We start from the raw sequence: 20,383 nt of genomic DNA, 5'->3' as shown, positions 1-20,383 counted from the left end.
TCGCACACTCACTCGCGTCGTCGCTGGCGGAGCTCCTGTCGGGTGAACTGCGGCGTGATGCGCGTCCCGCTCCGACTGCGGAACGACCGGACGAACAGCAGCCCGACGAGAGCCGTCCCGACGCCGGCGACCACCGAGACGTGGTCGCCGGTCGTCGCCACGAGCAGGAGCGTCGTGAAGACGCCCGTGCCGAACAGGATGCCGTAGGTCAACCGCCGGGCGAATGCGTCGTACGGTTCCTCGCGCCCGCCGGCCAACACGATAGCCGCCCGCAGGTTCTCGCGTTCGGCCCGCGAGAGCACTCGGTCGAGTTTCGGCGGGACCCGGACCAGCGACTGTGCGGACGCCTGGACCTGATCCGCCACCGACTCGACCACCCGTCGAGCGCCCTCCTCGGCGAACCCCTGTTCGCGGACGTACTCGGTGATGAGCGCGATGACGTCGAACTCGGGGTCGAGCGTCTGGGCGACGCCGTCAAGCACCGTCGTCACCCGGACGATGAGCGCGACGTTCTGCGGCAGTCGCAGCGGGAACTCGTAGATGTTCGCCTGGAACTCGCCGACGAGCCGTTGGATCCGGTACTCGTCGAGGTTCTGCCCCCGGAAGTTGTCGATAGCGATCTCGAACACCTCACGCATCAGCTCTCGATCGGCCGTCGGGTCGAGCGCGTCCATCGCGACGAACGCGTCGATGACGGCGTCGATGTCGTCCCGTGCGATGCCGATGTAGAAGTCGACGATGTGGCTTTGGAGTTCGGCGGAGACCTGTCCTGTCATCCCGAAGTCGTAGAAGACGATACTGCCGTCGGGCTTGACCGCGAGGTTCCCCGGGTGGGGGTCGGCGTGGAAGACGCCGTCCTCGATGATCATCTGGATGTACGCCTCCTCGAGGCGTCGGATGAGCGCCGTCCGATCGACGTCGGCCGCTTCGAGCGCCTCGAGGTCGTCGATCTTGATGCCGTCGACGTACTCCATCGTGAGTACCCGCGAGGAGGAGTGCGAGTCGAGGACGGCCGGCACGACGACGTCGTCGGCGTCCGCGAAGTTCCCGCGGATCTCTCGGAGCATCGCCGCCTCGTGGGCGTAGTCCATCTCTTCGCGGATGGTCTCGGTGAACTCCCGCGCGAGGTTCTCGAGCGTGTACGCCTGTCCCTCCGGTGCGGACGCCACGAGCAGGGGGCGGAGCACGTTGATGACGCGCAGGTCGGCCTCGACGCGCGAGCGGATGTTCGGCCGGAGCACCTTCACGGCGACCTTCTGGTCGCCGACGCGGGCAACGTAGACCTGTCCGAGACTCGCCCCGCTTATCGGGTCGGTGTCGAACTCGTCGAACGCCTCGTCGACGGGGTCGAGGTCGGCCTCGACGACGGTCCGTACTGCCTCCCAGTCGGCCGGAGGGACGCGGTCCTGCAGTCGCGAGAGCACCTCGATGTACGCGCCGGGCAAGGCGTCGGGCCGCGTCGACAGCACCTGCCCGAGTTTGATGAACGTCGGTCCGAGCGAGACCAGACTCTCCAGCAACCGCTCGGCGCGAGCAGTCTGCTGGGCGACGGTGATCTGTCGCCGCCGCCCGAAGAGGAGAAACCGGCGCCGGTCGCGGAGGTAAGTGACGACGAGCGGGAGGAACTCGTAGACGACGACCCAGATACGTGCGAGCGCACGGAGGCGGATCCAGCGCACGTCCGCGGTCTCGACGTCGTCGGCCGTCTGCTCCCTGGAGGCGGTCTGCGACGGATCGGTGGCTGTAGCGTCCATCCTGTGGGGTCTGGTTCGACTACCGCACGCCGACGACAAGAACCTCACGTCCGCGGCGGTCGGCGAGTCGAAACCGACGCTTACCGACTCGGGGTCACGCTGAGTCGAAACCGACGCTTACTGACTCGGGAACTCGACGCGCTGGAGCCAAAACGAGCGGAGTTCCTCCAGCAGCGTCAGCAGGTCGTCGTAGCTCTCGGGTTTCGCGAGGTAGGCGTTCGCGCCGAGGTCGTACGCACGGTCGACCGTCGCCTGCTCCGTCGACGTCGAGAGCATCAACACCGGGATCTGTCGCAACGGCGCCGAACTCGACTTGAGTTCTTCGAGCACGTCGAGGCCGGTCAGGTCGGGGAGGTGGACGTCGAGGACGATCAGATCCGGATACGTGTGCTCGGGGTCGTCGTCCGTCGCGGTGAGCACCGAGAGCGCCTCGCGACCCGTCGTCGCCACCTCGAGAGTGGCGATGCGGGATTCGGCCATCGCCTCCTCGAACAGTCGCAGCGCCGCCGGGTCGTCTTCGACGAGCAAGATCCGCCGTTCGACAGAACTCATTAGGGGAGAGAAGTTTACACTCGGGCCGTCTTGGGCGTTACTTATTACCCAACGACACGTACTGGCGGAACTATTCTTGAACGTAGTGTCTTTTATTCGTGAACGTACCGGATATATGTCGGCCGCGTATCGTGCCGAGCGCAGCCGTCCGGTAGAGGCAAGACCGCCGCCCAGCGGAACGTCCTTTGGTCTACTCGGCGAACGAGGGGGTACATGGTCGACTCCTCCGACGCGACAACAACTAACCGACAGTACCACTTGGCGAAGCGACCGACCGGCGAACCCGACCACGACACCTTCGAACTGGTCGAAGCCGAGGTCCCCGAACCGGGACCGAACGAGGTACTGGTGAAGACGCTCTATCTCTCGGTCGACCCGTACATGCGCGGTCGGATGCGCGACGCCGAGTCCTACGCCGAACCGTGGGACGTCGGCGACCCGATGCGCGCCGGCGTCGTCGGCGAGGTGGTCGAGTCGAACCACGCCGACTTCGATGCGGGCGACGTCGTCGTCGGCAACCTCCTGTGGGCGGAGTACGCCGCCGTCGACGGCGGCGAGCTGACGGCCGTCGACCCGGACGTCGCTCCCGTCTCGACGGCGCTCGGCGTCGTCGGGATGCCCGGCCGGACGGCGTACTTCGGACTGCTCGACGTCGCGGGGCCGAAACCCGGCGACACCGTCGTCGTCTCGGGAGCGGCCGGTGCGGTCGGGTCCGTTGTCGGCCAACTCGCCCGCGAGGCCGGGTGTCGCGTCGTCGGCTTCGCCGGGTCGGACACGAAGACCGAGTGGCTGACCCAGGACCTCGGGTTCGACGCGGCGATCAACTACAAGACGGTCGACGACCTCGGCGACGCACTCGCGGAGGCCGCGCCCAACGGAGTGGACGTCTACTTCGACAACGTCGGCGGCGAGATAACAGATACTGTCTTCGGCCAGTTGAACGTCGACGCCCGCGTCGCCGTCTGCGGGCAGATCTCGCAGTACAACGCGACCGACCTCCCGACCGGGCCGCGAAAGCTCGGGACGCTCATCGAGAAGCGCGCCTCGGTCGAGGGGTTCCTCGTCGCCGACTTCGCCCCCCGGTTCGAGGAGGCGACGTCGCGACTCGCTCGGTGGGTCGACGACGGGACGCTCCAGTACCGCGAGACGGTGACCGAGGGGTTCGAGAACGCGCCGGAGGCGTTCCTCGGACTGTTCGAAGGCGAGAACGTCGGCAAGCAGTTGGTGAAGGTCGCAGAGCGGTCGCACTGACCGACGCGTCGCTCCCCGTCTCTCGCGCGAACGTCGTCGGTACGTCTGTACGCGCCGATAATAGTTATGGTTTTTCGCCGAAAGGTTAAGGGGCGACGGCGAGTCTCAAAAGTCGTATGTCAGAGAACCCCACACAGAGTAGTTCGAGCGAGAGCGACAGCAGTCCCGGACCACAGACGGACAGGCGGACGTTCCTGAAGGGGTCGGCGGCGGCGCTCGGCGCGAGCGCCGTCTCGACCGAGGCGGTCCGAGGACGCGAGGAGCGCGGCCCGGCCGCGGGCGACGTCCCCACCGCCCGGAGTTCGAAGGGGATGGTGTCGAGCGTCCACCCGCAGGCGACCGAGATCGGTGCGGAGGTACTCCGGGACGGCGGTAACGCCGTCGACGCCGCCGTCGCCGTCCAGTTCGCACTGAACGTCGTCCAACCGCACGCCTCGGGCATCGGCGGTGGCGGGTTCATGGTCGTCTACGACGCCGAGGAGGACGAACTCTACAGCGTCGACAACCGCGAGCGAGCGCCGTTCGGGGCGACGCCGGAGATGTTCCTCGACGACGACGGCGAGCCGATCCCGTTCCAACAGCGACGTGCGAGCGGGAACGCCGTCGGCGTCCCCGGGACGCTGCGGGCCGCGGACGTCGCTCTCAAACGGTTCGGATCGCGAGAACTCTCGTCGCTGATCGACCCGGCAGTCGGGCTGGCGGCGAAGTCCGGCCCCAAAGTGACCGTCGACGCACCGCTGGCGGAGGCGATCGCGGGCAACGCGCAGGTGTTCAACGACGCCGCGCAGTCGGTGTTCGCACCCGGCGGCAGTCCGCTGGAGGAGGGCGACAGGCTCGTCCAACCCGACCTCGCGGATACCTTCCGGACGATCCGCGACGAGGGGATCGGCGCGTTCTACAAGGGACCCATCGGCGAGGCGATGGCCGAGACGGTGCAGGACGCCGGGGGGAGCATGCGACCGTCCGACGTCGGCCGGTACAACGTCACGATCGACCACCCCGAGCACGCCGAGTTCCGCGACGTCACCGTCCGGACGCAGTCGCTGCCGAGCTCCGGCGGGTTGACGATCGGCCAGATCCTCAAACTCGTCGAACCGCTCGATCTCTGTCGCTACGGGCGACAGTCGCCGGAGACCTACGAGATACTGCTCGAAGCGTACGGGCACGCCTACGCCGACCGCGGGGCGTACATGGGTGACAAGGCGTTCGTCGACGCGCCGTGGCAGGGACTGTTCGACGAGGACTACCTCGACAGTCGGCGTGAAGGTATCGCCGCGGACGGGACGGCGAACGCCTCGCCCGGACCCGGCAACCCCTGGGACTACCAGCCGGGCGAACCCTACCAGATCGACGCGCTGGGACGCGACGAACTGGCCGGCGGCGGTCGGGCCAGAGACCGCGGGCAGACGACCCACTTCACGACGGCCGACAGCGAGGGGAACATGGTCTCGTGGACCAGCACCATCGAGCAGTTCTTCGGGTCGGGGCTGATGGTGCCCGACCACGGCTTCATGCTCAACAACGAACTGACGGACTTCGACGCCGTCCCCGGCGGGCCGAACGAGGTCCAACCCTGGAAGCGGCCGCTCAGCAGCACGAGTCCGACGATCGTCTTCAAGGACGGCGACCCCTACATGACCGTCGGATCGCCGGGCGGGAAGACGATCATCACGACGGTCGCCCAGATCATCCTGAACGTCGTCGAGTTCGACATGAGCCTCGCACAGGCGATCGCCGCACCCCGCGTCTACAAGGACACCGACCCGGAGATCATCTGGGAACGGGGAGTTCCGCGAGGTGTCCGGAGGCAGTTGACGGAGGCCGGGTTCGAGTTCGCCGACGAGCCGTCGCAGCTCGGCAACGCACAGGCGATCCTCGTCGACCCCGAATCCGGTGAGTACGTCGGGGCGGCAGACCCCCGCCGCGACGGGTCGGTCGTCGGGCTCTAACCGACGGACGCTTCAGTTTTCTTTAGATACATATATCCTTAATCGAGCGAACGGTTCGGGTGGACTATGAGACGACGACGCTTCCTCAGAACCGTCGGTGCGGCGACCGCCGGACTCTCGGCCGTCGGGACGGCGAGCGCGGACAGTCACGCATCCGGACGCGAGAGCTACCGCCCGGGCGGTCCGTGGCCCGGCGACGAACACGCCCAGCCGATGGACGGGTTCCACACCAACGAGCAGTTGACACAGGTACTTCGACGCCTCGACGCGCAGAGTGAGCGTCTCTCGCTCCGCGAGATCGGCCGTTCGGCAGGGTTGAACGACCCCATCTGGGAGGCGACCGTCGGCAACGGGGCGACGAGCGTCCACCTCATCACGCAGATCCACGGCGACGAAGCGGTCGGTACCGAAGTCGCGGTGAAACTGCTACGGGAACTCGCCCAGAGCAACAGTCGACAGGTCGAGACTATCCTCGACGAACTGACGCTGACGGTCGTCCCGCGGGTCAACCCCGACGGGGCGATGTTCGAGTACGACGTCGACGACGACGGCACCGACGAGTGGGTCGGTCGCCGGACGAACACACAGGCGTGGTCGAGCGACGACTCGCGGTACGAACCGTACTACCACTACCGTTCGCCGGCCGACGCGCCTCCCGGCTACGACATGAACCGCGACTTCAACGTTCTCCCGCCGGAGGAGTTCGACGCCGGCGACACCACCGAAGACCAGTGGTACGTCTCCGACGACGGCGAGGGGTATCTCGACCTGGAGTACGAGGGGTACACGCTGGCGAGCAGTGGGCTCCGACTCGCCCCCGAGGTTCGAGCGGTCACCCGGTCGTACCTCGACGCCGACCCCGACTACGCCATCACCCATCACCACCAGGGACAGTATCTCGTCCCCGACTCCGGCGACGGCAACAAGCCGCCGAAGCAGACCGAGTTGAGCGTCATGCCGGCCTACGGCCCCGCCTACCGCGACCGGTCGCCGTTCGACGACCCCAGCGCGCCCGTCGAGCAGGTGGTCGACCCGTTCATCGACGAGGCGACCAGTACGGAGTCGATCCAGATGAACGCGCTCGTCGCTAACGCGCTCGCCGAACGCGGCGACAGCGTCTTCGACAGCGTCACCCGCTACGGCTACTACCCGCTGTGGGGGTCGTACCTCGATACCGTGTGTCCGACTACAGGTGCGGCGGGGATGCTCTACGAGACGTCCTACCAGACTGACGTCCGCGGCCAGCAGGCGCTCGGCCGGATGATGCAGTCGACGGTCGTCGGGTTCACGACGACGCTGGCGGCGATCGCCGAGAACACCCTCGGCGACGTCAACGTCGAGGACTACTTCGATCTGCCGCTGCACGGCGAGTATCTGACGAACCCTCACCAGTCGGGACGATAATCTGGCGTCGGACGACTCCGGCGACTCGCTCGGCGGTGGTGAGTGGGAACGGTCGCAGCGTGCCGCAACCGTGAGCACTATTCGGCCGTGTCGGCTACGCGGTACGTGGACAACCGATTCGTCACGGTCGGCCTCTTCGCACTGCTGGCGACGCTCTGGGGCTTCTCGTTTCCCGCCATCGACGTCGGACTGGAGTCGCTCGAACCGGTCCTGTTCGCCGCGTTCCGCTACGACGTCGCCGCGGTACTACTCCTCGCGTACGCCGTCACCCGGACGAGGCGGTGGCGACCGGCCGACAGGGCGAACCTCGCGGCCGTGCTCGCTGGCGGCGTCTTCCTCGTCGCCGGCAACGCGCTGCTGTTCGTCGGTCAACAGACGGTTCCGAGCGGCGTCGCGGCGATCATGCAGAGTCTCGTCCCGATCGTGACGAGTCTGTGGGCGCTCGCCATCCTCCCGGAGGAACGCGTCTCGCCGGTCGGCGCGGTCGGCATCCTGCTCGGCTTTCTCGGCGTCGGCCTCATCGTCAGACCGGACCCGTCGAACCTGCTCGGGGCGGACGGCGTCGGCCGACTGCTGGTGCTCGGCCAGGTGGTGAGCGTCTCGCTCGGCGGCGTCCTCGTCCAGCGAGCGGAACCGACGCTCGACAGGGCCGCCCTCTCGGGGTGGTCGATGCTGGTCGGCGGTCTCCTCCTCCACGCGGGGAGTCTCGCGGTTGGCGAGTCGCTGGCGTTCCCCGCAACCGTCCGCGCACAGGTCGCAGTGGGCTATCTCGGCGTGTTCGCGACGGCGGTCGCCTTCTTCATCTACTTCACGCTGCTCGAGGTCCGCGGCGCGCTGGAGACGTCGCTCGTCGCCTACCTCGTCCCCGTCGTCGCGACGGTCGCCGGCGTCTTCCTCCTCGACGAGTCGATCACGCCGCTGACCATCGTGGGGTTCCTCGTCGTGTTCGCCGGGTTCGTCGTGCTGAAACGACGGGAACTCGCCGACCTCGTGGCCGACGTCCGCCGGCCGACTCGGGGATGAGCGCGTTCGGCGTCGTCCGCGGTGACCGGCGTCGCTACCGGCGGACTAGAGCGTCGCGACAGGCCGCTCTCGTCGGCAACGCCGTTATCACTGCGGGCGACGTCTCCTCGGCCATGGCCTCGCGGACCCGTCCACCCGCCGTCGCCGCCCTGCTCGGACTGGCGACGCTGTTCGCCGTCGGGTTCGGCGTCACCGCGCTGCTCGACCCGTACGTCTGGCCGTCGCTCCTGGTCGGTATCCCGGCGGGGGTCGTCGCGGGCGTCCTCGTCACCGCCCTGACCTACTGGTTCCTGACGCGTTCACAGCGGAGCGCCGCGGCACAGCAGGACGACCGATAGCGGTCGTGCTCGCGGACGAGTTTGCAGTCCCGGTAGCGGCGGGCGACGACCTCCTCGCAGTCGGCACACCGGAGGCGGTACTTCGGCGTCGCGAAGCGCCGACACCGGACCGGCGCGTCGAGGGTGGCGGCACGCCGTTCGAACGTCGGCCCGTGGTCGGTCGTCCCGTACCGCTGAAACTGCTCGACGTGAATCAACTCGTGGCGGAGCGTCGCCGTCCACTCCGCACGGGAGAACGCCGCTGCGGCCTCCCACGTCAGCGAGACGGTACAGCGCCGGACCGTCTCGGGCGACTCGGCGGCCGCCGCGACACTGTCCCAGTCGATCGGTTTCCCGACTTCCGTCCCGGGGATTCTCGGTCGCTTGACCGCCGCCGCACGTCGCTTCGCACGGGTCGACACCGCCCAGTCGACGAGCGACAGATCGACGCTGAGCTCGTCACCGTCGGCGACGCTCCGGGCGTAGCCCCGGGACCACGCGACGAGATCCTCGTGAGTCGACACGGACCCGAACGCCGCCGGCGTGGGCGGCGCGTTCTCTTCGGCCGTCACGGTGTCTTCCCGTGGCGGGAGTCGACGCTTCAGTGGTTCGGTTCCCGTGGCTCCGGCGGGACGACGAACGTTCATACCGACGGCGGGCGACCGTCCAGATATGAAGGTGAAGTACCGAACTCGCGGAGAGTCGGGAGTGGACCCGTCGGGCGAGCAGGACCAGACGTACGAAGTCGTCGAGACGGTTCCGTGCTGCGAGGAGTCTCTGACGGCGTGGGAGCACGACACGTTCAGTTTCGAGGCCGGCGTCGACGTCGACACCGACGAGTCGGTGCCGCTGGTCTGCGTCGTCGCCTACGAGCGAACCGACGACGGCGAGTTCGAGAGCGCCATCCCCATCTACTACTGTCCGTTCTGTGGCACCGGCGTCCTCTGTGCGGAGGTCGACGAGTAGCGTCGCCGACAGGAGCACTGTCGACCGACGGGAGTCGACGTCGCCGGGCGGCGAGTCGCAGGTCGCCTGCAGCGGACGCGCGGCGCGTCCGACTGCCGAGGTGGCCGGTGGGTGACCGGTCGTCACGCCGTCGGGCACGTGTATCAGTCACAAGCCACGGTCGACTATTGAAGATTGGCACACGACTGTCGAGACAGTCGGGACCCCCAAACAGGCGAGACAGGACGAGTCGATCGTGACCGGACGTCGAGCGGCCGTCGGTCACTGAGAAAGAACGGCGAGCGCCGTCAGTCGGTCTCGTCGTTCGCGTCTGTGGTGGACGTGGCGTCGGCGGTCTCGTCGTTCGGGTCGACGGACGCATCGGTGTCCGTCGCCTCGTCTCCCCGGGAGAGCGACACGAAAAGCGAGTGGCAGGCGACGACCCCGACAGTGAACAGGGCGACGCCGAGGCTGGTCAGACTCCACGCGACGCTGGTCGGGAGTCCGAACAGGACGTCGAGCGGCAACAGCGGAGCGGGGCGAACGGTCTGCGGCAGCGACTGGAACATCGAGTTGAGGCCGCGTCGGATGCCGAGCGCGATGAGCGCGTAGACGCCGAAGTAGGTCACGATGCCGACGTGCTTCAGTCGGCGCGTGTTCAGCGACTGCAGTCCGGCGACCATCGAGCGCCAGTCGTTCGTATCTTGGAACATCGGTCGAGACTCACCTCACGGAAGCGGTTGTCTGCCCCTCTCCCGGAGAGTGATGTATCCCTTTTGATTGCCCCTCGATCGACTCGACAAATGTAAATTGGATAACAAATTCGACGTAGCTGATGCAGAGGTTACGCCCCGTTAACATCTGTAGGTCGTCGGCGATAACTGTCAGATTCCCGTACGTTTCTTTCATAAGTACGCCGTGCCAACAGTGGTGACAGGGAGCATGGGTTAAGGAACTCAGATGGATAAGACACACCACCAACCACACAGCGACATCCTCGACAGCGACGCTCAGTTGTGGTCGCTGATCAACAACACGCCGGTCGTTCTGTTCGCACTCGACGCCGAGGGGACGTTCCTGCTCTCGGAGGGGAAGGGACTGGAGACGCTCGGACTGGAACAGGGGGAGGTCGTCGGCACCTCCGTGTTCGAGATCTACGACGACCCCGACATCGTCCGCGACGTCCGGCGAGCGCTCGCGGGGGCGTCGTTCACCTCGACGATCGAGTTCGACGGGGCGACGTTCGAGTGTCGGTATCGGCCGGTGCTCGACGACGAGAAGAACGTCGAGCGGGTGCTCGCGGTCGCCGTCGACGTGACAGAGCGGACGCAGTATCAGGAGATGCTGACGACGCTCCACTCCTCGACGCGCGACCTGCTGGACGCCGAGACCAAACAGGCGGTCGCCGACCGCATCGTCGAGGGCGCGACGGAGGTGCTCAACCTCACCGGCGTCGTAGTGTTTCTCTTCGACGAGTCGTCGAACCAACTACAACCGGTCGCGTTCTCTCCCGACGTCCCCCCGTTCGTCGGCGTCCCGCCGTCGTATCGGCCGGGAAGCAGTATCACGTGGCACGTGTTCGCCGAGGGGGAGAGCAAGGTGTTCGGAGACGTCCGCGAGTCGGAGTACATCGACAACCCGGACACACAGGTCAGAAGCGGGCTGTACATTCCGCTCGGGAGTCAGGGCGTCTTGGTCGCCATCTCGCCGGAACCCGACGCGTTCAGCGAGCAGACCGTCGAACTCGTCGATCTCTTCGCGACGAACGCCGAGGCCGCGCTCGACCGCGTCGACCGCGAGAGCGAACTGCGGGAGCGCGACCAGGAGCTCCAACGGCAGAACGAACAGCTCGGGCAACTCAACGAGCTCAACGGCACCATCCGGGAACTCGTCCAGCGGCTGGTCCGGGCGACCACGCGCGAGGAGATCGAACGGGCCGTCTGTGAACGGCTGACGACGGTCGATCGCTACGGCTTCGCGTGGGTGGGCGACCCCGACATCACCCGCGACGAGCTCGTCCCGCGGACGTGGGGCGGCAGCGACCACAGCTATCTCGACAGCGTCTCGCTGTCGCTGTCCGGCGACGAATCCGCCGAACCGGCGTGCACGGCGGCACAGCGACGCGAGTTGGTCGTCGTCGACAACGTCGCCGACGACCTCAGAACCGCCTCGTGGCGGAAGGAGGCGCTCTCGCGCGACTACCAGTCGATCCTCGCGGTTCCGCTCGTCTACGAAGAGTTCCTCTACGGCGTGTTGACCGTCTACGCACAGCGACTGGACGCCTTCGACGACACCACGAGAGCCGTCTTCGCCGAACTCGGCGAGACGATCGGCTACGCCATCAACGCCGTCGAGACCAAACGCGGCGTGTTGACCGACGGGACGCTCGAACTCGACCTCCGGCTGTCGGAGACCGACGACCTGCTCGCGCGAGTGGCCGAACAGACGTCCTGTCGACTCGAACTGGAGGGCGTCGTCCCCGAACCCGACTCGACGGTACTGTTCGTCACCGTCAGCGACGCCGACGTCCAGTCTGTTCTCAAGGCGTTCGAGGAGTTGGTCGCCGTCCGTGCCGTCCGACTCGTCACCGAACGGGATGACGAGGCGCTCATCGAGATCGTCGCGACCGGCGAGACGCTGGCGGGGACGTTCACCAAACACGGCGCCGTCCCGAAGTCGATCGTCGCGACCCCGGAGGAACTCACGGCCATCGTCCAGGTCGCCTACGACACCGACGTCCGGGCGTTCATCGAGATGCTCCGGACGAACTACCCCGACGCCGAACTCGTCGCACGCCGCGACCGGAGGCAGACGAGCGATTCCGAACAGACATTCGCGGCCAAGTTGTCCGAGCGGCTCACCGACAGACAGGCGGAGGTGATGCGGGCGGCGTATCTCGGCGGGTTCTTCGAGTCACCCCGTGCGAGCACGGGCGAGGAGATCGGCGCCTCGCTGAACATCACTCAACCGACGTTCAACCACCATCTCCGGACCGGACAGCGGAAACTCTTCGAACTGCTGTACGGGGAAGACGCGACCATCCATCTAGATAGATAGCCCCCTCCCCGCGTGGGAGTCGTTCTATGAAGGGACTATCGCTTTGCGGTATCCACTGGTACACAGCAACGTGAACGAGAGACGGGCACCGGCGAACCGAACCCACCTTTCGATCGGGAACCGTTCACCTGGTCGCACTGTCACGGAACTTCGGGCACAGCACAGAGGCACCCCTCGCGCCGGTCGGCGTCGTCCGGCCGACGCTGACAGTCGCGACCCGTCATCGACACGGTCGTCGGCCACGCCGTGGTCGCGGGCCGTGTCCGTAGCGCCGGACCACCGCAACGAACCATGAACGACGAGCAACAGACATCTCCGTCGAGCGCCGTAGAGTACACCGAGTTCACGCTGGGAACGAAGACGATCAGTCTCATCTCCGATCCGGACAACCCACGAGCGTGGCTCAAATCCGACGTGACGACGACGATCGAACAGTAGCTTCCCTCCGCCACCCGATTCTCCGGACCGACGCCTGCTCAGCGGACGCGCCGTCGACCGATCGGTCACCGGCCGCCGTCGGTCGGTCGGCTTCCGTCGCCGTCGCGCTCTAGATGAATAGAGTCCTGTCCCAGCGGAGTCGTTCTACGTAGATAGAACCCATATCACGGATCGGTGTGTACTGATGACTGTGAGCAACGGGCAGAAGGCAGTCGCCTGCCTTCGATTGCACGCGTTTGTTCACAGTCCAACTGCCATGCGGATCGTATCCGACCGTGGACGCACGCACCCCATCCATCCCTTCCCAACAACTCCCTCGTGCGACCCACGGCCGTTTCGTCAAGTACCGGCGAGCGTCGGGTGCGAGCACCGTCGACGGCTGTTCCACACCACCACTCCGTCGAACCCACCCTCTCCGTCCAATGACCCAACATCCCCCGAAGCCACACAGTTCCGTAGAGTACACCGAGTTCACGGTCGAGGGAGAGACGATCGCCCTCGTCTCCGATCCGAACCACGCACACGCGTGGATTCGGTCGGACCACACTCTGCCCGTCCGCGAGTGATCCGTCGACGACTACCGTCGGATCGCATCGTCCGACGAGACTGACGTTTTACGTCGGTGCGGCGTGAACGGGAACCATGTACCACACAGTGTTGGTAGCCACCGACGGAAGTTGGTGCTCCGAGGCGGCCGGAGACCACGCGATCGACCTCGCACGAGAGTACGACGCCAGCCTCCGTGTGATCTCGGTCATCGAGATGGACGTCGCCTTCTCCGAGTCGATCAGCGAGCAGATGCTCGCAGACCTCGAACAGCGAAGCGAGAAGGCGGTCGAAACGATCGCGACCCGCGCCCGAGACCGGGGCGTCACCGACGTCGAGACGGCGGTCGTTCGCGGCACGGCACACCGGGCGATCCTGGACGACGCACGCGAACACGACGTCGACCTCATCGTCGTCGGCACGCACGGCCGTCGCGGACTGGACCGACTGCTCCTCGGCAGCGTCGCCGAGCGCGTCCTCAGGACGGCCGACCTCCCCGTCATGGTCGTCCGCGAGCAAAAACCCGAGGAAGCGGACGGGGCGACGTGAGCGCTCGAGCGTCGAGAGTGGGGACGACCCTCACTCGTCGACGACGACGACCTTCACCTGTCGAACGCCGCGCATCGACCGCAGTCGGTTCGACAGTTCGGTGAGGTCGGCGGTGTCGCCGTCGACGGCCAGCGTCTCCATACAGCGGTCGTGCGAGAGGTGGATGTGTTGGACGGAGATGATCGCGTCGGCGAACTCGTGTTGGACCCGCTGGAGCCGGTCGGCGATGCCCTCGGCGTGGTGATCGTGCGTGACGACGATGGTGCCGTAGTGTCGGCCGTCGCTCTCGCGGTCCCACTCGTAGGTGACGAAGAAGTCCCGAAGCGCGTCGCGGATGGCCTTCGAACGACTGTCGTACTCCCACTCGTCGACGATAGCGTCGAGGCGGGAGACCATCTCTCGCGGGAGGGTGAGACTGATCCGGTCAAACTCGTCGGTCATGACTCCGCCTTCGGGAGGTCCGTCCATCAACCTTCGCTCGGTAATATTGGATATGGGGAAAGTATTACTTGGGCTGCGACAGAGGCGACGATATGCATATCCCGGACGGGTTTCTCGACCTCTCCATCGCCGCAGGCTGTTTCGTCCTCGCAGGGGCGGTGCTCGCGTTCGCCGCTCGCCGGGCGGAGGAGACGCTCGACGACGTCCGAGTGCCGCTGCTCGGCGTCGTCTCGGCGGGTATCTTCGCCGCACAGATGCTCAACTGGCCGATCCCCGGCGGGACGAGCGCGCACTTCGTCGGCGGCGCGTTCGCGGCGATCGCACTCGGCCCCCACCTCGGGGCGCTGTCGGTCGCCTCGGTCGTCGTCATCCAGAGTCTCGTCTTCGGCGACGGCGGGCTGACCGCCATCGGCGCGAACGTGCTCAACATGGCCGTCGTCGAAGTGTACGCCGGCTACGCCGTCTACCGCGCGCTCCGTGGCGTCGACGAGTCGCTGGCCGTCTTCGCCGCCGGTTGGCTGGGCATCACGCTCGGCGCACTCGCCGCCGCCGTCCAACTCGGCCTCTCCTCGACGTTCGCCTACCAACTCGGGACGACGGTGGCCATCATGGGCGTCGGCCACCTCGTCTTGGGACTCGTCGAGGGAGCCATCACGCTCGTCGTCTACCGCTACATCGTCCAGGCACGTCCCGACGTGCTCGCGACCACGACCGAACGGGAGGTGACCGCATGAGCGGGTACGACGACGGCCTCCTCGGCCGACCGTGGATGCGTCGCGCGTTGGCCTTCGTGTTCGTGCTCGTCGTGCTCGCCCCCGCATTCGGCTGGGCCGCTGGCGCGGTCGACTACGCCGAACCGCTCGAGAACGCCGCCGAGGCGACCGGTGCGGCGGAGCACGCGGAGACGCTCAACGCGGGCGTCCTCCCCGACTACACGGTGCCGGGTGCGAACCCTCTCCTCGGTACGTTCGTCGCCGGACTGGTCGGAACGGCGCTCACGCTCGGCGTGACGCTCGGACTGGGCCGCGTCCTCGACGGATGACGTACCGGGGCGTCCTCGACCGAACGGTCGCCGAACTCGGCGCACACGTCCGGTTGCTGTTGCTCGGCGAGTCGTACCCCGCTCGCGACGGCTTCCTCCAGCGCGTCGATCCGACGCTAAAGCTCCTCGGCGTAACCGCCGTCGTCGTCGCCGCCGTCGCGACGCACGAGGTGGGGACGCTGCTCGCGCTGCTGGTCGCGGCGTTCGGACTGGGGCGTCTCTCGGCGGTACCGCTCCGGACGCTCTTCGCTCGCGTCTGGCTCCCGCCGACGCTCTCCGCCGTCGTCGTCGCGCCGCGGGTCGTACTCACCCCGGGGACACCGCTGGTCGCGCTCGGACCGCTGTCACCGACCGACGCGGGCGTCGCGTACGTCGCGACGTTCGTCGTCCGCGTCGCCGCCTGCGTCGCGCTGCTCTCGCTCGTCCTCCTGACGACCCACTTCACCGACCTGCTGGCCGCGCTCCGGCGACTCCGCGTCCCGACGCTGTTCGTCGGCATCGTCGCCGTCACCTACCGCTACCTGCTCGTGTTCCTGCGCGAACTGCAGCGACTGGTCGTGGCCCGCCGCGCGCGGACGATCCGCGGCCGTCGGCCCTCGCTCCGCGAGTCGTGGCGGGAGTCAGGGAGCCTCCTCGGGACGTTCTTCGTCCGCACGCTCGAACGCAGCGAGCGAGTCCAGGCGGCGGCGGCCGCTCGCGGCGGCGGACGACGGGCGATCGACGTCGGCGGCCGTCACCGGACGACGTCGAGTCGGCGCTCGAACGTCGCGTTCGCGGCGCTCGTCCTCGTCGGCATCGTCGGGGTGGTGGTCGCGTGACCGACCCCGTCGTCGACGCCCGCGACGTGACCTACCGTCACCCCGACGGCACCGTCGCCGTCGACGGCGCGAGTCTCCGCGTCGACCCGGGGACGCGCGTCGCCCTGCTCGGCGCCAACGGCGCCGGCAAGAGCACGCTGCTGCAGCTGCTCGGCGGTCTCCACGACCCGGACGAGGGGTCCGTCCGCTGGTTCGGCGACCGCGACGTCGACACGGTCCGGGACCGGCTCGCCGTGCTCCTGCAGGACGCCGACGACTACCTGTTCAACCCGACGGTGCGCGAGGATCTCGAGTACGGTCCGCGACAGCTCCGACTGTCGACGGCCGAGATCGACGATCGAGTCACGGAGTTGGCGGCGCGGTTCGACCTCGAGCACCTCCTCGACCGGCCGCCGTTCCGTCTGAGCGGCGGCGAGAAGCGCCGCGCCGCGTTCGCCGCGGCGCTCTCGACGGAGCCGGAGGTGCTCCTGCTCGACGAGCCAGTGAGCCACCTCGACGCGCAGAACCGCCGTCGCATCCTCGACGCGCTCGACGACCTCGCGGCCGACGGCGTGACGACGGTCGTCGCCACGCCCGACCCGGATCTCGTGCCGGCGGTCGCAGACCGCGTCTGTCTCCTCGGCCCGGACGGCCGGGTCGTCGCCGACGGGACGCCTCGCGAGGTGCTGACCGACCGCGAGCGGTTGCGCACCGCGGGACTGCGCCCGCCGACGCTCGTCAGACTCTTCGACGACCTCGACGGCGTCGACGGCGACGACGTCCCGGTGTCGATGCCGGAGGCGGAGACGACGCTCCGCGCGTTGCTCGACGACGGGTGACGACGCGACTGGGTCGAGGAACGCCGAGGCGACGGCCGATATCGTGCTGGCGGCGCGACTCGACGTCCCGCGGCAGACGGCCTGTCTCGCACAGGGGTACGGGTTCGTCGTCGGGTTGCTCGGAGCCGCCCAGCGCCTGCTCCGTCTCGGCCACACGGACACCCAGCGCCTGCTCCACGCGCTGAAGCCCGTCGTCGCCGACCTCGTCGACGACTACGAGACGCGACCGCTCGACGAAGTCCGGTCGTTCGCGCCGATGGTCGACGTGCTGTCGATGCACCACGAACGGGCCGAGCGGCGACTGTTCGTGAGCTGATAGGGAACCCGACTCGTCCGGCGATGCTGCGTCCGGTCCGCCGGCGTGGCCGTCGGCCGCTGCGACGCCTCCACTCCGCCGAGAGACGGCCGGACCCTGAATAGCCAAGCCCACTGTACATCCGTCTCGAAGGACTCTCTTCTTTCGCAGGCTCTCAGACGAGCCGGCTGGGGGGTCGACCTGCCTCTGACACTGTTCGTCGACCTTTCGACACGCGCCGACCCACGAGTTCTCTCCGACGAGCTACGACATATTAGCACACAGTACGTTCATAGCGACAGCACACGATCTACTCTCATCGTGATCGCCGAGTTCCACCTCGAAGCCGAGGTGCTCCGGGACAGCCTCCAGGCTGCCCCGGACGTCACCGTCAGACTCGAACAGCTGTACAGCACGCCTGACGACCCGCTTCGGAACGTCTTCTGGGCGACCGGGGCGGGCGTCGACGCGTTCGAGGCAGCACTTCCCGACGACGAGAGCATCACTGACTGGCTCCGACTGGAGACGACGGAGATCGGACGGCTGTACCGCATCACCTACGCACCCCACATCCTCGATCTCCACCTGTATCGGATCGCCGGCGAGGTCGACGCGCTCGTGTTGGACGCCTCCGCCAGCGACGGGGTGTACGAACTCCGGATGCGCTTTCCGAACCGGGCGGCGTTCGAGACCTTCTGGACGCGTGGCACGGCGCTCGGCGCCGCGTTCGACCTGCAGGCGATCTACGCACCGCAGTCCGGTGTTGGCACCGACGGCTGCGTCCTCACCGACGCGCAGCGCGAGACGCTGCTCGCCGCGTTCGAGCGCGGCTACTACGACATCCCCCGAAGCGTGTCGCTCGCCGAGCTCGCCACGCAGTTCGGTATCTCCGATCAGGCGGTCTCCGAGCGGCTCCGGCGGGCGACCCGGGCGCTCGTCGCCGAGACGCTCGTCTACGAGGCGGGCGACGGCTCGACTGACCGACAGCCGTCGAACGGCGTCGGCGAGACACACCGGCCACAGTGAGGAAGTTCCGGTCCTCCCGGGCGAGGATCACCGCGAGCGCGTTCGTCGAGCGGACCCGGGCCGGCAATACTGTGTCGTCGCCAACAGATACTTGTGTTCGACGTCCAGACCAACAGCTATAGTCATGAGCCAGGCAAACCCAACCGGTCGGAACGCGCTCGTCGAGAAGCTCCGCGAACGCGACTGCGAGTACTGCACCGACGGAACGCTAGTCGAGGGGACGTACAAGGACAACGAGGCAGTCGTCTGCGACGAGTGCGACACGCCCGCACTCCAGCTCTGGTGACGGGAACGACCGAACCGAACACGACGCAGTCGACGACGACCGGATCCGACGCCTGCTTTTTCCGGACTACGGCGTGAGCCGCCCGGTGGCGACAGACGGCGAGCGGTGGTTGTGTCCGACGACGAACGCCGAACAGTCGAAGAGCACCGTCGCCACGAACAGCGGAGCCTCGGCGGCCGAGAGGCCGCCGAACAGGAGCCAGATCGCGTAGCACGGGAGCATCACGGCGACCCAGAACGCGACCAGTCGAAGCGAGCGAACGCAGCGGGCGAGCGACGACCTTCCGAGTCCACGCCGGGAGACGACGTAGCCGGACGTCCGTGAGACGCTCGCTGCGTCCGCCGCATCCGACGTGGTGGACGTTCCGACCGGCGTGGACGAGTCGTTCATCTCACCGGACCTCGTCGAGCGAGACGTACGACCCGCGTTCGGCGGACAGCCACTGCGTCGCGGTCATCCCTCGCTCGCGGTCGAACAGGACGACCTCGTCGGGGGCGAACTCGCCGACGACGCCGTCGAGGTCGGGGTTGAACGTGTAGTCGAGGGTGAAGTCGGGCCACTCACCGGTCGTCGGTCTGAGGCGGGACCGTGCTTTACTCACGCCGAGTCACCTCCGTGTCCGACACCGCTGGACGCCCGGTGGAAGACGAACTCGCCTGACGGGTCGAGGTTCCGTGTATCATCACCCAACAGTAGCCCGTACACCTATATGAAAGCAAGATAACAGGGATGTAACTCGCGACGCTTACCCGGTAGTAAGCCGTGGATTCCAAGCGTTCTTACGGCCAGCCAACGAACGGAGGCGCATGCCAAAGGTCGAAGTTAACCTGTCCGACGACGTTCACTTCCGGTTCGAGCGGATGGTCGACGAGGAGTTCGTCACCGAAGAACAGGCGGTCGAAGAACTGCTGACTGCCGGGCTCGAAGCGTACAACGCAGGAACCGGTCCGGCCGACGACCGAAGCGGGTTCGAGGAGGGCATCGAGGGGAACCTCTTCGACACCGACGAGGGCGACCCGAGCGAGCGGGACACGCTGTAGATCACAGCGCGGTCACGCCGAGTCCGCCGACGACGGCGAGCCCGCCGAGACCGACGCAGATCCCCCAGAACGGGACTCTTCTTACCAGTCGCATCAGCGCGCCGATAGTCACGTAGCCGACGAGCGCGGCGACGACGAGCGAGACGACCGCGGCCTCCAGCGTGATGCCGGGCAGCCCGCCGCTGTCGGCGAGCGCGAGGACGCCGCCGCCGAGTGCGGCGGGGATCGAGAGCAGAAACGAGAGTCGGAACGAGGCCGGACCGTCGTGCCCACGCAGGAGCAGTGCGCTCGCGGTCGTTCCCGAGCGGGAGACGCCCGGCAACACCGCGATCCCCTGTAGTGCACCGACGAGGACGGCGTCGACGGCGTCCGGCCGGGTGCGGTCGCCGAGCGCCAGCGTCCCCGCGAACCGCTGGAGCAGCCCGGTGAACACGAGGAGACCGCCGACGAGCGCGACGAACGCGCCGCCAGTGAGCGCCGAGACGAGGTCTTTCAGCGCCGTGTAGGCGGCCATCGCGACGACGCCCGAGACGACGGTGGCGACCGCGAGAAACGAGAGCGTCGCCGTCTCGCCGTCGAAGGCGTCGCCGGGTCGCCACGCCGGCAGTCGAGCGAGTTCCGTACGAAGTTCGTCGCGGTAGTAGACGGTCGCCGAGAGCGCCGTCCCGGCGTGCAGGAAGAGCGCGAACGAGACGGCCGTCTCCGGCGACGACCCGAGCGCGGTCAGCGCGATGGCGATGTTGCCCTCGCTGGAGATGGGGAGCCACTCGAAGACGCCCTGCAGCACCCCGACGACCAGCGCGACAAGCAACGGACGATCCATATCTTCGCC

At 67.4% G+C, this 20,383-nt stretch carries 25 protein-coding genes and 1 pseudogene; 18 read left to right on the top strand and 8 right to left on the bottom strand.

Translation table 11 applies throughout. The features are described from left to right. Nucleotides 1-8 precede the first annotated feature (8 nt). Complete coding sequence (locus BSG17_RS21970; protein ID WP_089827531.1) at nucleotides 9-1,754, bottom strand: ABC1 kinase family protein; 1,746 nt, start codon at nucleotides 1,752-1,754, stop codon at nucleotides 9-11. A gap of 117 nt (nucleotides 1,755-1,871) precedes the next feature. After that, entirely contained in the window at nucleotides 1,872-2,306 is a 435-nt protein-coding gene (locus tag BSG17_RS21965) for a response regulator (protein ID WP_089827530.1), read from the bottom strand. Between the two features lie 213 nt (nucleotides 2,307-2,519). On the opposite strand from BSG17_RS21965, the gene BSG17_RS21960 reads away from it, so the two are divergent. The 5 genes from BSG17_RS21960 to BSG17_RS21940 all read left to right on the top strand — a co-directional run bounded on the left by BSG17_RS21960 (nucleotide 2,520) and on the right by BSG17_RS21940 (nucleotide 8,271). Next, nucleotides 2,520-3,557 carry an NADP-dependent oxidoreductase gene (locus BSG17_RS21960; protein WP_089827529.1) on the top strand — a complete coding sequence of 346 codons (1,038 nt, stop codon included), beginning with the start codon at nucleotides 2,520-2,522 and terminating at the stop codon, nucleotides 3,555-3,557. A 116-nt stretch (nucleotides 3,558-3,673) separates the two neighbouring features. Further along, nucleotides 3,674-5,506 (top strand): gamma-glutamyltransferase, encoded by a 1,833-nt coding sequence (ggt, locus tag BSG17_RS21955; protein WP_089827528.1) that lies wholly within the window; start codon nucleotides 3,674-3,676, stop codon nucleotides 5,504-5,506. A gap of 66 nt (nucleotides 5,507-5,572) precedes the next feature. Further along, a complete protein-coding gene (locus BSG17_RS21950; RefSeq protein WP_089827527.1) occupies nucleotides 5,573-6,910 on the top strand; it encodes a M14 family zinc carboxypeptidase in 1,338 nt (445 codons plus the stop codon). A 105-nt stretch (nucleotides 6,911-7,015) separates the two neighbouring features. Beyond that, nucleotides 7,016-7,933: a DMT family transporter gene (locus BSG17_RS21945; RefSeq protein WP_089827526.1), complete on the top strand. Its 918-nt coding sequence runs from the start codon at nucleotides 7,016-7,018 to the stop codon at nucleotides 7,931-7,933. Then, nucleotides 7,930-8,271 carry a DUF8147 domain-containing protein gene (locus BSG17_RS21940; protein ID WP_244531664.1) on the top strand — a complete coding sequence of 114 codons (342 nt, stop codon included), beginning with the start codon at nucleotides 7,930-7,932 and terminating at the stop codon, nucleotides 8,269-8,271. Before BSG17_RS21945 ends, BSG17_RS21940 begins: the two co-directional genes overlap by 4 nt. Here the strand turns inward: BSG17_RS21940 and BSG17_RS21935 are convergent. Further along, entirely contained in the window at nucleotides 8,214-8,897 is a 684-nt protein-coding gene (locus BSG17_RS21935; protein ID WP_139246758.1) for a SprT-like domain-containing protein, read from the bottom strand. The two genes, BSG17_RS21940 and BSG17_RS21935, sit on opposite strands and share 58 nt — an antisense overlap. 25 nt (nucleotides 8,898-8,922) lie before the next feature. On the opposite strand from BSG17_RS21935, the gene BSG17_RS21930 reads away from it, so the two are divergent. Further along, nucleotides 8,923-9,216 (top strand): hypothetical protein, encoded by a 294-nt coding sequence (locus BSG17_RS21930; RefSeq protein WP_089827525.1) that lies wholly within the window; start codon nucleotides 8,923-8,925, stop codon nucleotides 9,214-9,216. Nucleotides 9,217-9,503: 287 nt separating this feature from the next. Here BSG17_RS21930 and BSG17_RS21925 read toward each other — a convergent pair whose 3' ends face one another. Further along, nucleotides 9,504-9,908, bottom strand: a complete 405-nt coding sequence (locus BSG17_RS21925; protein WP_089827524.1) for a hypothetical protein — start codon at nucleotides 9,906-9,908, stop codon at nucleotides 9,504-9,506. A gap of 247 nt (nucleotides 9,909-10,155) precedes the next feature. Here BSG17_RS21925 and BSG17_RS21915 point away from each other — a divergent pair, with 247 nt between their 5' ends. The 4 genes from BSG17_RS21915 to BSG17_RS21910 all read left to right on the top strand — a co-directional run bounded on the left by BSG17_RS21915 (nucleotide 10,156) and on the right by BSG17_RS21910 (nucleotide 13,785). Next, a complete protein-coding gene (locus tag BSG17_RS21915; protein ID WP_089827522.1) occupies nucleotides 10,156-12,252 on the top strand; it encodes a bacterio-opsin activator domain-containing protein in 2,097 nt (698 codons plus the stop codon). A 291-nt stretch (nucleotides 12,253-12,543) separates the two neighbouring features. Next, on the top strand, nucleotides 12,544-12,690 hold the full coding sequence (locus BSG17_RS27300) for a hypothetical protein (protein ID WP_170864913.1): 147 nt from the start codon (nucleotides 12,544-12,546) through the stop codon (nucleotides 12,688-12,690). A gap of 422 nt (nucleotides 12,691-13,112) precedes the next feature. Next, nucleotides 13,113-13,256, top strand: coding sequence for a hypothetical protein (locus tag BSG17_RS27295; RefSeq protein ID WP_170864912.1), 144 nt, complete (start codon nucleotides 13,113-13,115; stop codon nucleotides 13,254-13,256). Between the two features lie 76 nt (nucleotides 13,257-13,332). Further along, nucleotides 13,333-13,785, top strand: a complete 453-nt coding sequence (locus BSG17_RS21910; protein ID WP_089827521.1) for a universal stress protein — start codon at nucleotides 13,333-13,335, stop codon at nucleotides 13,783-13,785. A gap of 30 nt (nucleotides 13,786-13,815) precedes the next feature. On the opposite strand, the gene nikR is transcribed toward BSG17_RS21910, so the two are convergent. Further along, nucleotides 13,816-14,226, bottom strand: a complete 411-nt coding sequence (gene nikR, locus BSG17_RS21905) for a nickel-responsive transcriptional regulator NikR (RefSeq protein WP_089827520.1) — start codon at nucleotides 14,224-14,226, stop codon at nucleotides 13,816-13,818. A 92-nt stretch (nucleotides 14,227-14,318) separates the two neighbouring features. Here nikR and BSG17_RS21900 point away from each other — a divergent pair, with 92 nt between their 5' ends. The 7 genes and pseudogenes from BSG17_RS21900 to BSG17_RS27290 all read left to right on the top strand — a co-directional run bounded on the left by BSG17_RS21900 (nucleotide 14,319) and on the right by BSG17_RS27290 (nucleotide 18,511). Next, entirely contained in the window at nucleotides 14,319-14,960 is a 642-nt protein-coding gene (locus BSG17_RS21900) for an energy-coupling factor ABC transporter permease (protein ID WP_089827519.1), read from the top strand. After that, nucleotides 14,957-15,268 carry a PDGLE domain-containing protein gene (locus tag BSG17_RS21895; protein ID WP_089827518.1) on the top strand — a complete coding sequence of 104 codons (312 nt, stop codon included), beginning with the start codon at nucleotides 14,957-14,959 and terminating at the stop codon, nucleotides 15,266-15,268. The genes BSG17_RS21900 and BSG17_RS21895 overlap by 4 nt, the downstream gene beginning before the upstream one ends. Next, nucleotides 15,265-16,086, top strand: a complete 822-nt coding sequence (cbiQ, locus tag BSG17_RS21890; protein WP_089827517.1) for a cobalt ECF transporter T component CbiQ — start codon at nucleotides 15,265-15,267, stop codon at nucleotides 16,084-16,086. The genes BSG17_RS21895 and cbiQ overlap by 4 nt, the downstream gene beginning before the upstream one ends. Then, a complete protein-coding gene (locus BSG17_RS21885) occupies nucleotides 16,083-16,904 on the top strand; it encodes an energy-coupling factor ABC transporter ATP-binding protein (protein WP_089827516.1) in 822 nt (273 codons plus the stop codon). The genes cbiQ and BSG17_RS21885 overlap by 4 nt, the downstream gene beginning before the upstream one ends. Nucleotides 16,905-16,938: 34 nt before the next feature. Then, nucleotides 16,939-17,220: pseudogene (locus tag BSG17_RS21880) on the top strand (urease accessory protein UreF); the annotation flags it as partial. A gap of 300 nt (nucleotides 17,221-17,520) precedes the next feature. Continuing rightward, nucleotides 17,521-18,225 carry a helix-turn-helix domain-containing protein gene (locus BSG17_RS21875; RefSeq protein WP_170864911.1) on the top strand — a complete coding sequence of 235 codons (705 nt, stop codon included), beginning with the start codon at nucleotides 17,521-17,523 and terminating at the stop codon, nucleotides 18,223-18,225. 124 nt (nucleotides 18,226-18,349) lie between these two features. Next, nucleotides 18,350-18,511 carry an HVO_A0556 family zinc finger protein gene (locus BSG17_RS27290; protein WP_170864910.1) on the top strand — a complete coding sequence of 54 codons (162 nt, stop codon included), beginning with the start codon at nucleotides 18,350-18,352 and terminating at the stop codon, nucleotides 18,509-18,511. 66 nt (nucleotides 18,512-18,577) lie between these two features. On the opposite strand, the gene BSG17_RS21870 is transcribed toward BSG17_RS27290, so the two are convergent. Together BSG17_RS21870 and BSG17_RS21865 are read right to left on the bottom strand one after the other, a co-directional pair. After that, complete coding sequence (locus BSG17_RS21870; RefSeq protein WP_089827513.1) at nucleotides 18,578-18,901, bottom strand: DUF8028 family protein; 324 nt, start codon at nucleotides 18,899-18,901, stop codon at nucleotides 18,578-18,580. A gap of 1 nt (nucleotide 18,902) precedes the next feature. Then, nucleotides 18,903-19,112, bottom strand: a complete 210-nt coding sequence (locus tag BSG17_RS21865) for a hypothetical protein (RefSeq protein ID WP_089827512.1) — start codon at nucleotides 19,110-19,112, stop codon at nucleotides 18,903-18,905. Between the two features lie 205 nt (nucleotides 19,113-19,317). Between BSG17_RS21865 and BSG17_RS21860 the strand changes: the two genes are divergently transcribed. After that, a complete protein-coding gene (locus BSG17_RS21860; protein ID WP_089827511.1) occupies nucleotides 19,318-19,551 on the top strand; it encodes a DUF7120 family protein in 234 nt (77 codons plus the stop codon). Between the two features lies 1 nt (nucleotide 19,552). Here the strand turns inward: BSG17_RS21860 and BSG17_RS21855 are convergent, their stop codons facing one another. Then, a complete protein-coding gene (locus BSG17_RS21855) occupies nucleotides 19,553-20,374 on the bottom strand; it encodes an undecaprenyl-diphosphate phosphatase (RefSeq protein ID WP_089827510.1) in 822 nt (273 codons plus the stop codon). Between the last annotated feature and the right edge of the window lie 9 nt (nucleotides 20,375-20,383).

The organism is Halogranum amylolyticum (assembly GCF_900110465.1).
In the GTDB taxonomy this organism is placed as follows: domain Archaea; phylum Halobacteriota; class Halobacteria; order Halobacteriales; family Haloferacaceae; genus Halogranum; species Halogranum amylolyticum.
Note: the sequence above shows the minus strand (reverse complement) of the source record. Positions and strands in the feature narration are given on the sequence as shown.

What these genes read in the sequence shown, in the direction of transcription:
- BSG17_RS21860 (WP_089827511.1), top strand. Translation starts at nt 19,318, where the DNA reads ATGCCAAAGGTCGAAGTTAACCTGTCCGACGACGTTCACTTCCGGTTC.
- BSG17_RS21915 (WP_089827522.1), top strand. Translation starts at nt 10,156, where the DNA reads ATGGATAAGACACACCACCAACCACACAGCGACATCCTCGACAGCGAC.
- BSG17_RS21965 (WP_089827530.1), bottom strand. Translation starts at nt 2,306, where the DNA reads ATGAGTTCTGTCGAACGGCGGATCTTGCTCGTCGAAGACGACCCGGCG.
- BSG17_RS21855 (WP_089827510.1), bottom strand. Translation starts at nt 20,374, where the DNA reads ATGGATCGTCCGTTGCTTGTCGCGCTGGTCGTCGGGGTGCTGCAGGGC.
- BSG17_RS27290 (WP_170864910.1), top strand. Translation starts at nt 18,350, where the DNA reads ATGAGCCAGGCAAACCCAACCGGTCGGAACGCGCTCGTCGAGAAGCTC.
- cbiQ (WP_089827517.1), top strand. Translation starts at nt 15,265, where the DNA reads ATGACGTACCGGGGCGTCCTCGACCGAACGGTCGCCGAACTCGGCGCA.
- BSG17_RS21940 (WP_244531664.1), top strand. Translation starts at nt 7,930, where the DNA reads ATGAGCGCGTTCGGCGTCGTCCGCGGTGACCGGCGTCGCTACCGGCGG.
- BSG17_RS21960 (WP_089827529.1), top strand. Translation starts at nt 2,520, where the DNA reads ATGGTCGACTCCTCCGACGCGACAACAACTAACCGACAGTACCACTTG.
- ggt (WP_089827528.1), top strand. Translation starts at nt 3,674, where the DNA reads ATGTCAGAGAACCCCACACAGAGTAGTTCGAGCGAGAGCGACAGCAGT.
- BSG17_RS27300 (WP_170864913.1), top strand. Translation starts at nt 12,544, where the DNA reads ATGAACGACGAGCAACAGACATCTCCGTCGAGCGCCGTAGAGTACACC.
- BSG17_RS21925 (WP_089827524.1), bottom strand. Translation starts at nt 9,908, where the DNA reads ATGTTCCAAGATACGAACGACTGGCGCTCGATGGTCGCCGGACTGCAG.
- BSG17_RS21870 (WP_089827513.1), bottom strand. Translation starts at nt 18,901, where the DNA reads ATGAACGACTCGTCCACGCCGGTCGGAACGTCCACCACGTCGGATGCG.
- nikR (WP_089827520.1), bottom strand. Translation starts at nt 14,226, where the DNA reads ATGACCGACGAGTTTGACCGGATCAGTCTCACCCTCCCGCGAGAGATG.
- BSG17_RS21900 (WP_089827519.1), top strand. Translation starts at nt 14,319, where the DNA reads ATGCATATCCCGGACGGGTTTCTCGACCTCTCCATCGCCGCAGGCTGT.
- BSG17_RS21935 (WP_139246758.1), bottom strand. Translation starts at nt 8,897, where the DNA reads ATGAACGTTCGTCGTCCCGCCGGAGCCACGGGAACCGAACCACTGAAG.
- BSG17_RS27295 (WP_170864912.1), top strand. Translation starts at nt 13,113, where the DNA reads ATGACCCAACATCCCCCGAAGCCACACAGTTCCGTAGAGTACACCGAG.
- BSG17_RS21950 (WP_089827527.1), top strand. Translation starts at nt 5,573, where the DNA reads ATGAGACGACGACGCTTCCTCAGAACCGTCGGTGCGGCGACCGCCGGA.
- BSG17_RS21895 (WP_089827518.1), top strand. Translation starts at nt 14,957, where the DNA reads ATGAGCGGGTACGACGACGGCCTCCTCGGCCGACCGTGGATGCGTCGC.
- BSG17_RS21930 (WP_089827525.1), top strand. Translation starts at nt 8,923, where the DNA reads ATGAAGGTGAAGTACCGAACTCGCGGAGAGTCGGGAGTGGACCCGTCG.
- BSG17_RS21970 (WP_089827531.1), bottom strand. Translation starts at nt 1,754, where the DNA reads ATGGACGCTACAGCCACCGATCCGTCGCAGACCGCCTCCAGGGAGCAG.
- BSG17_RS21910 (WP_089827521.1), top strand. Translation starts at nt 13,333, where the DNA reads ATGTACCACACAGTGTTGGTAGCCACCGACGGAAGTTGGTGCTCCGAG.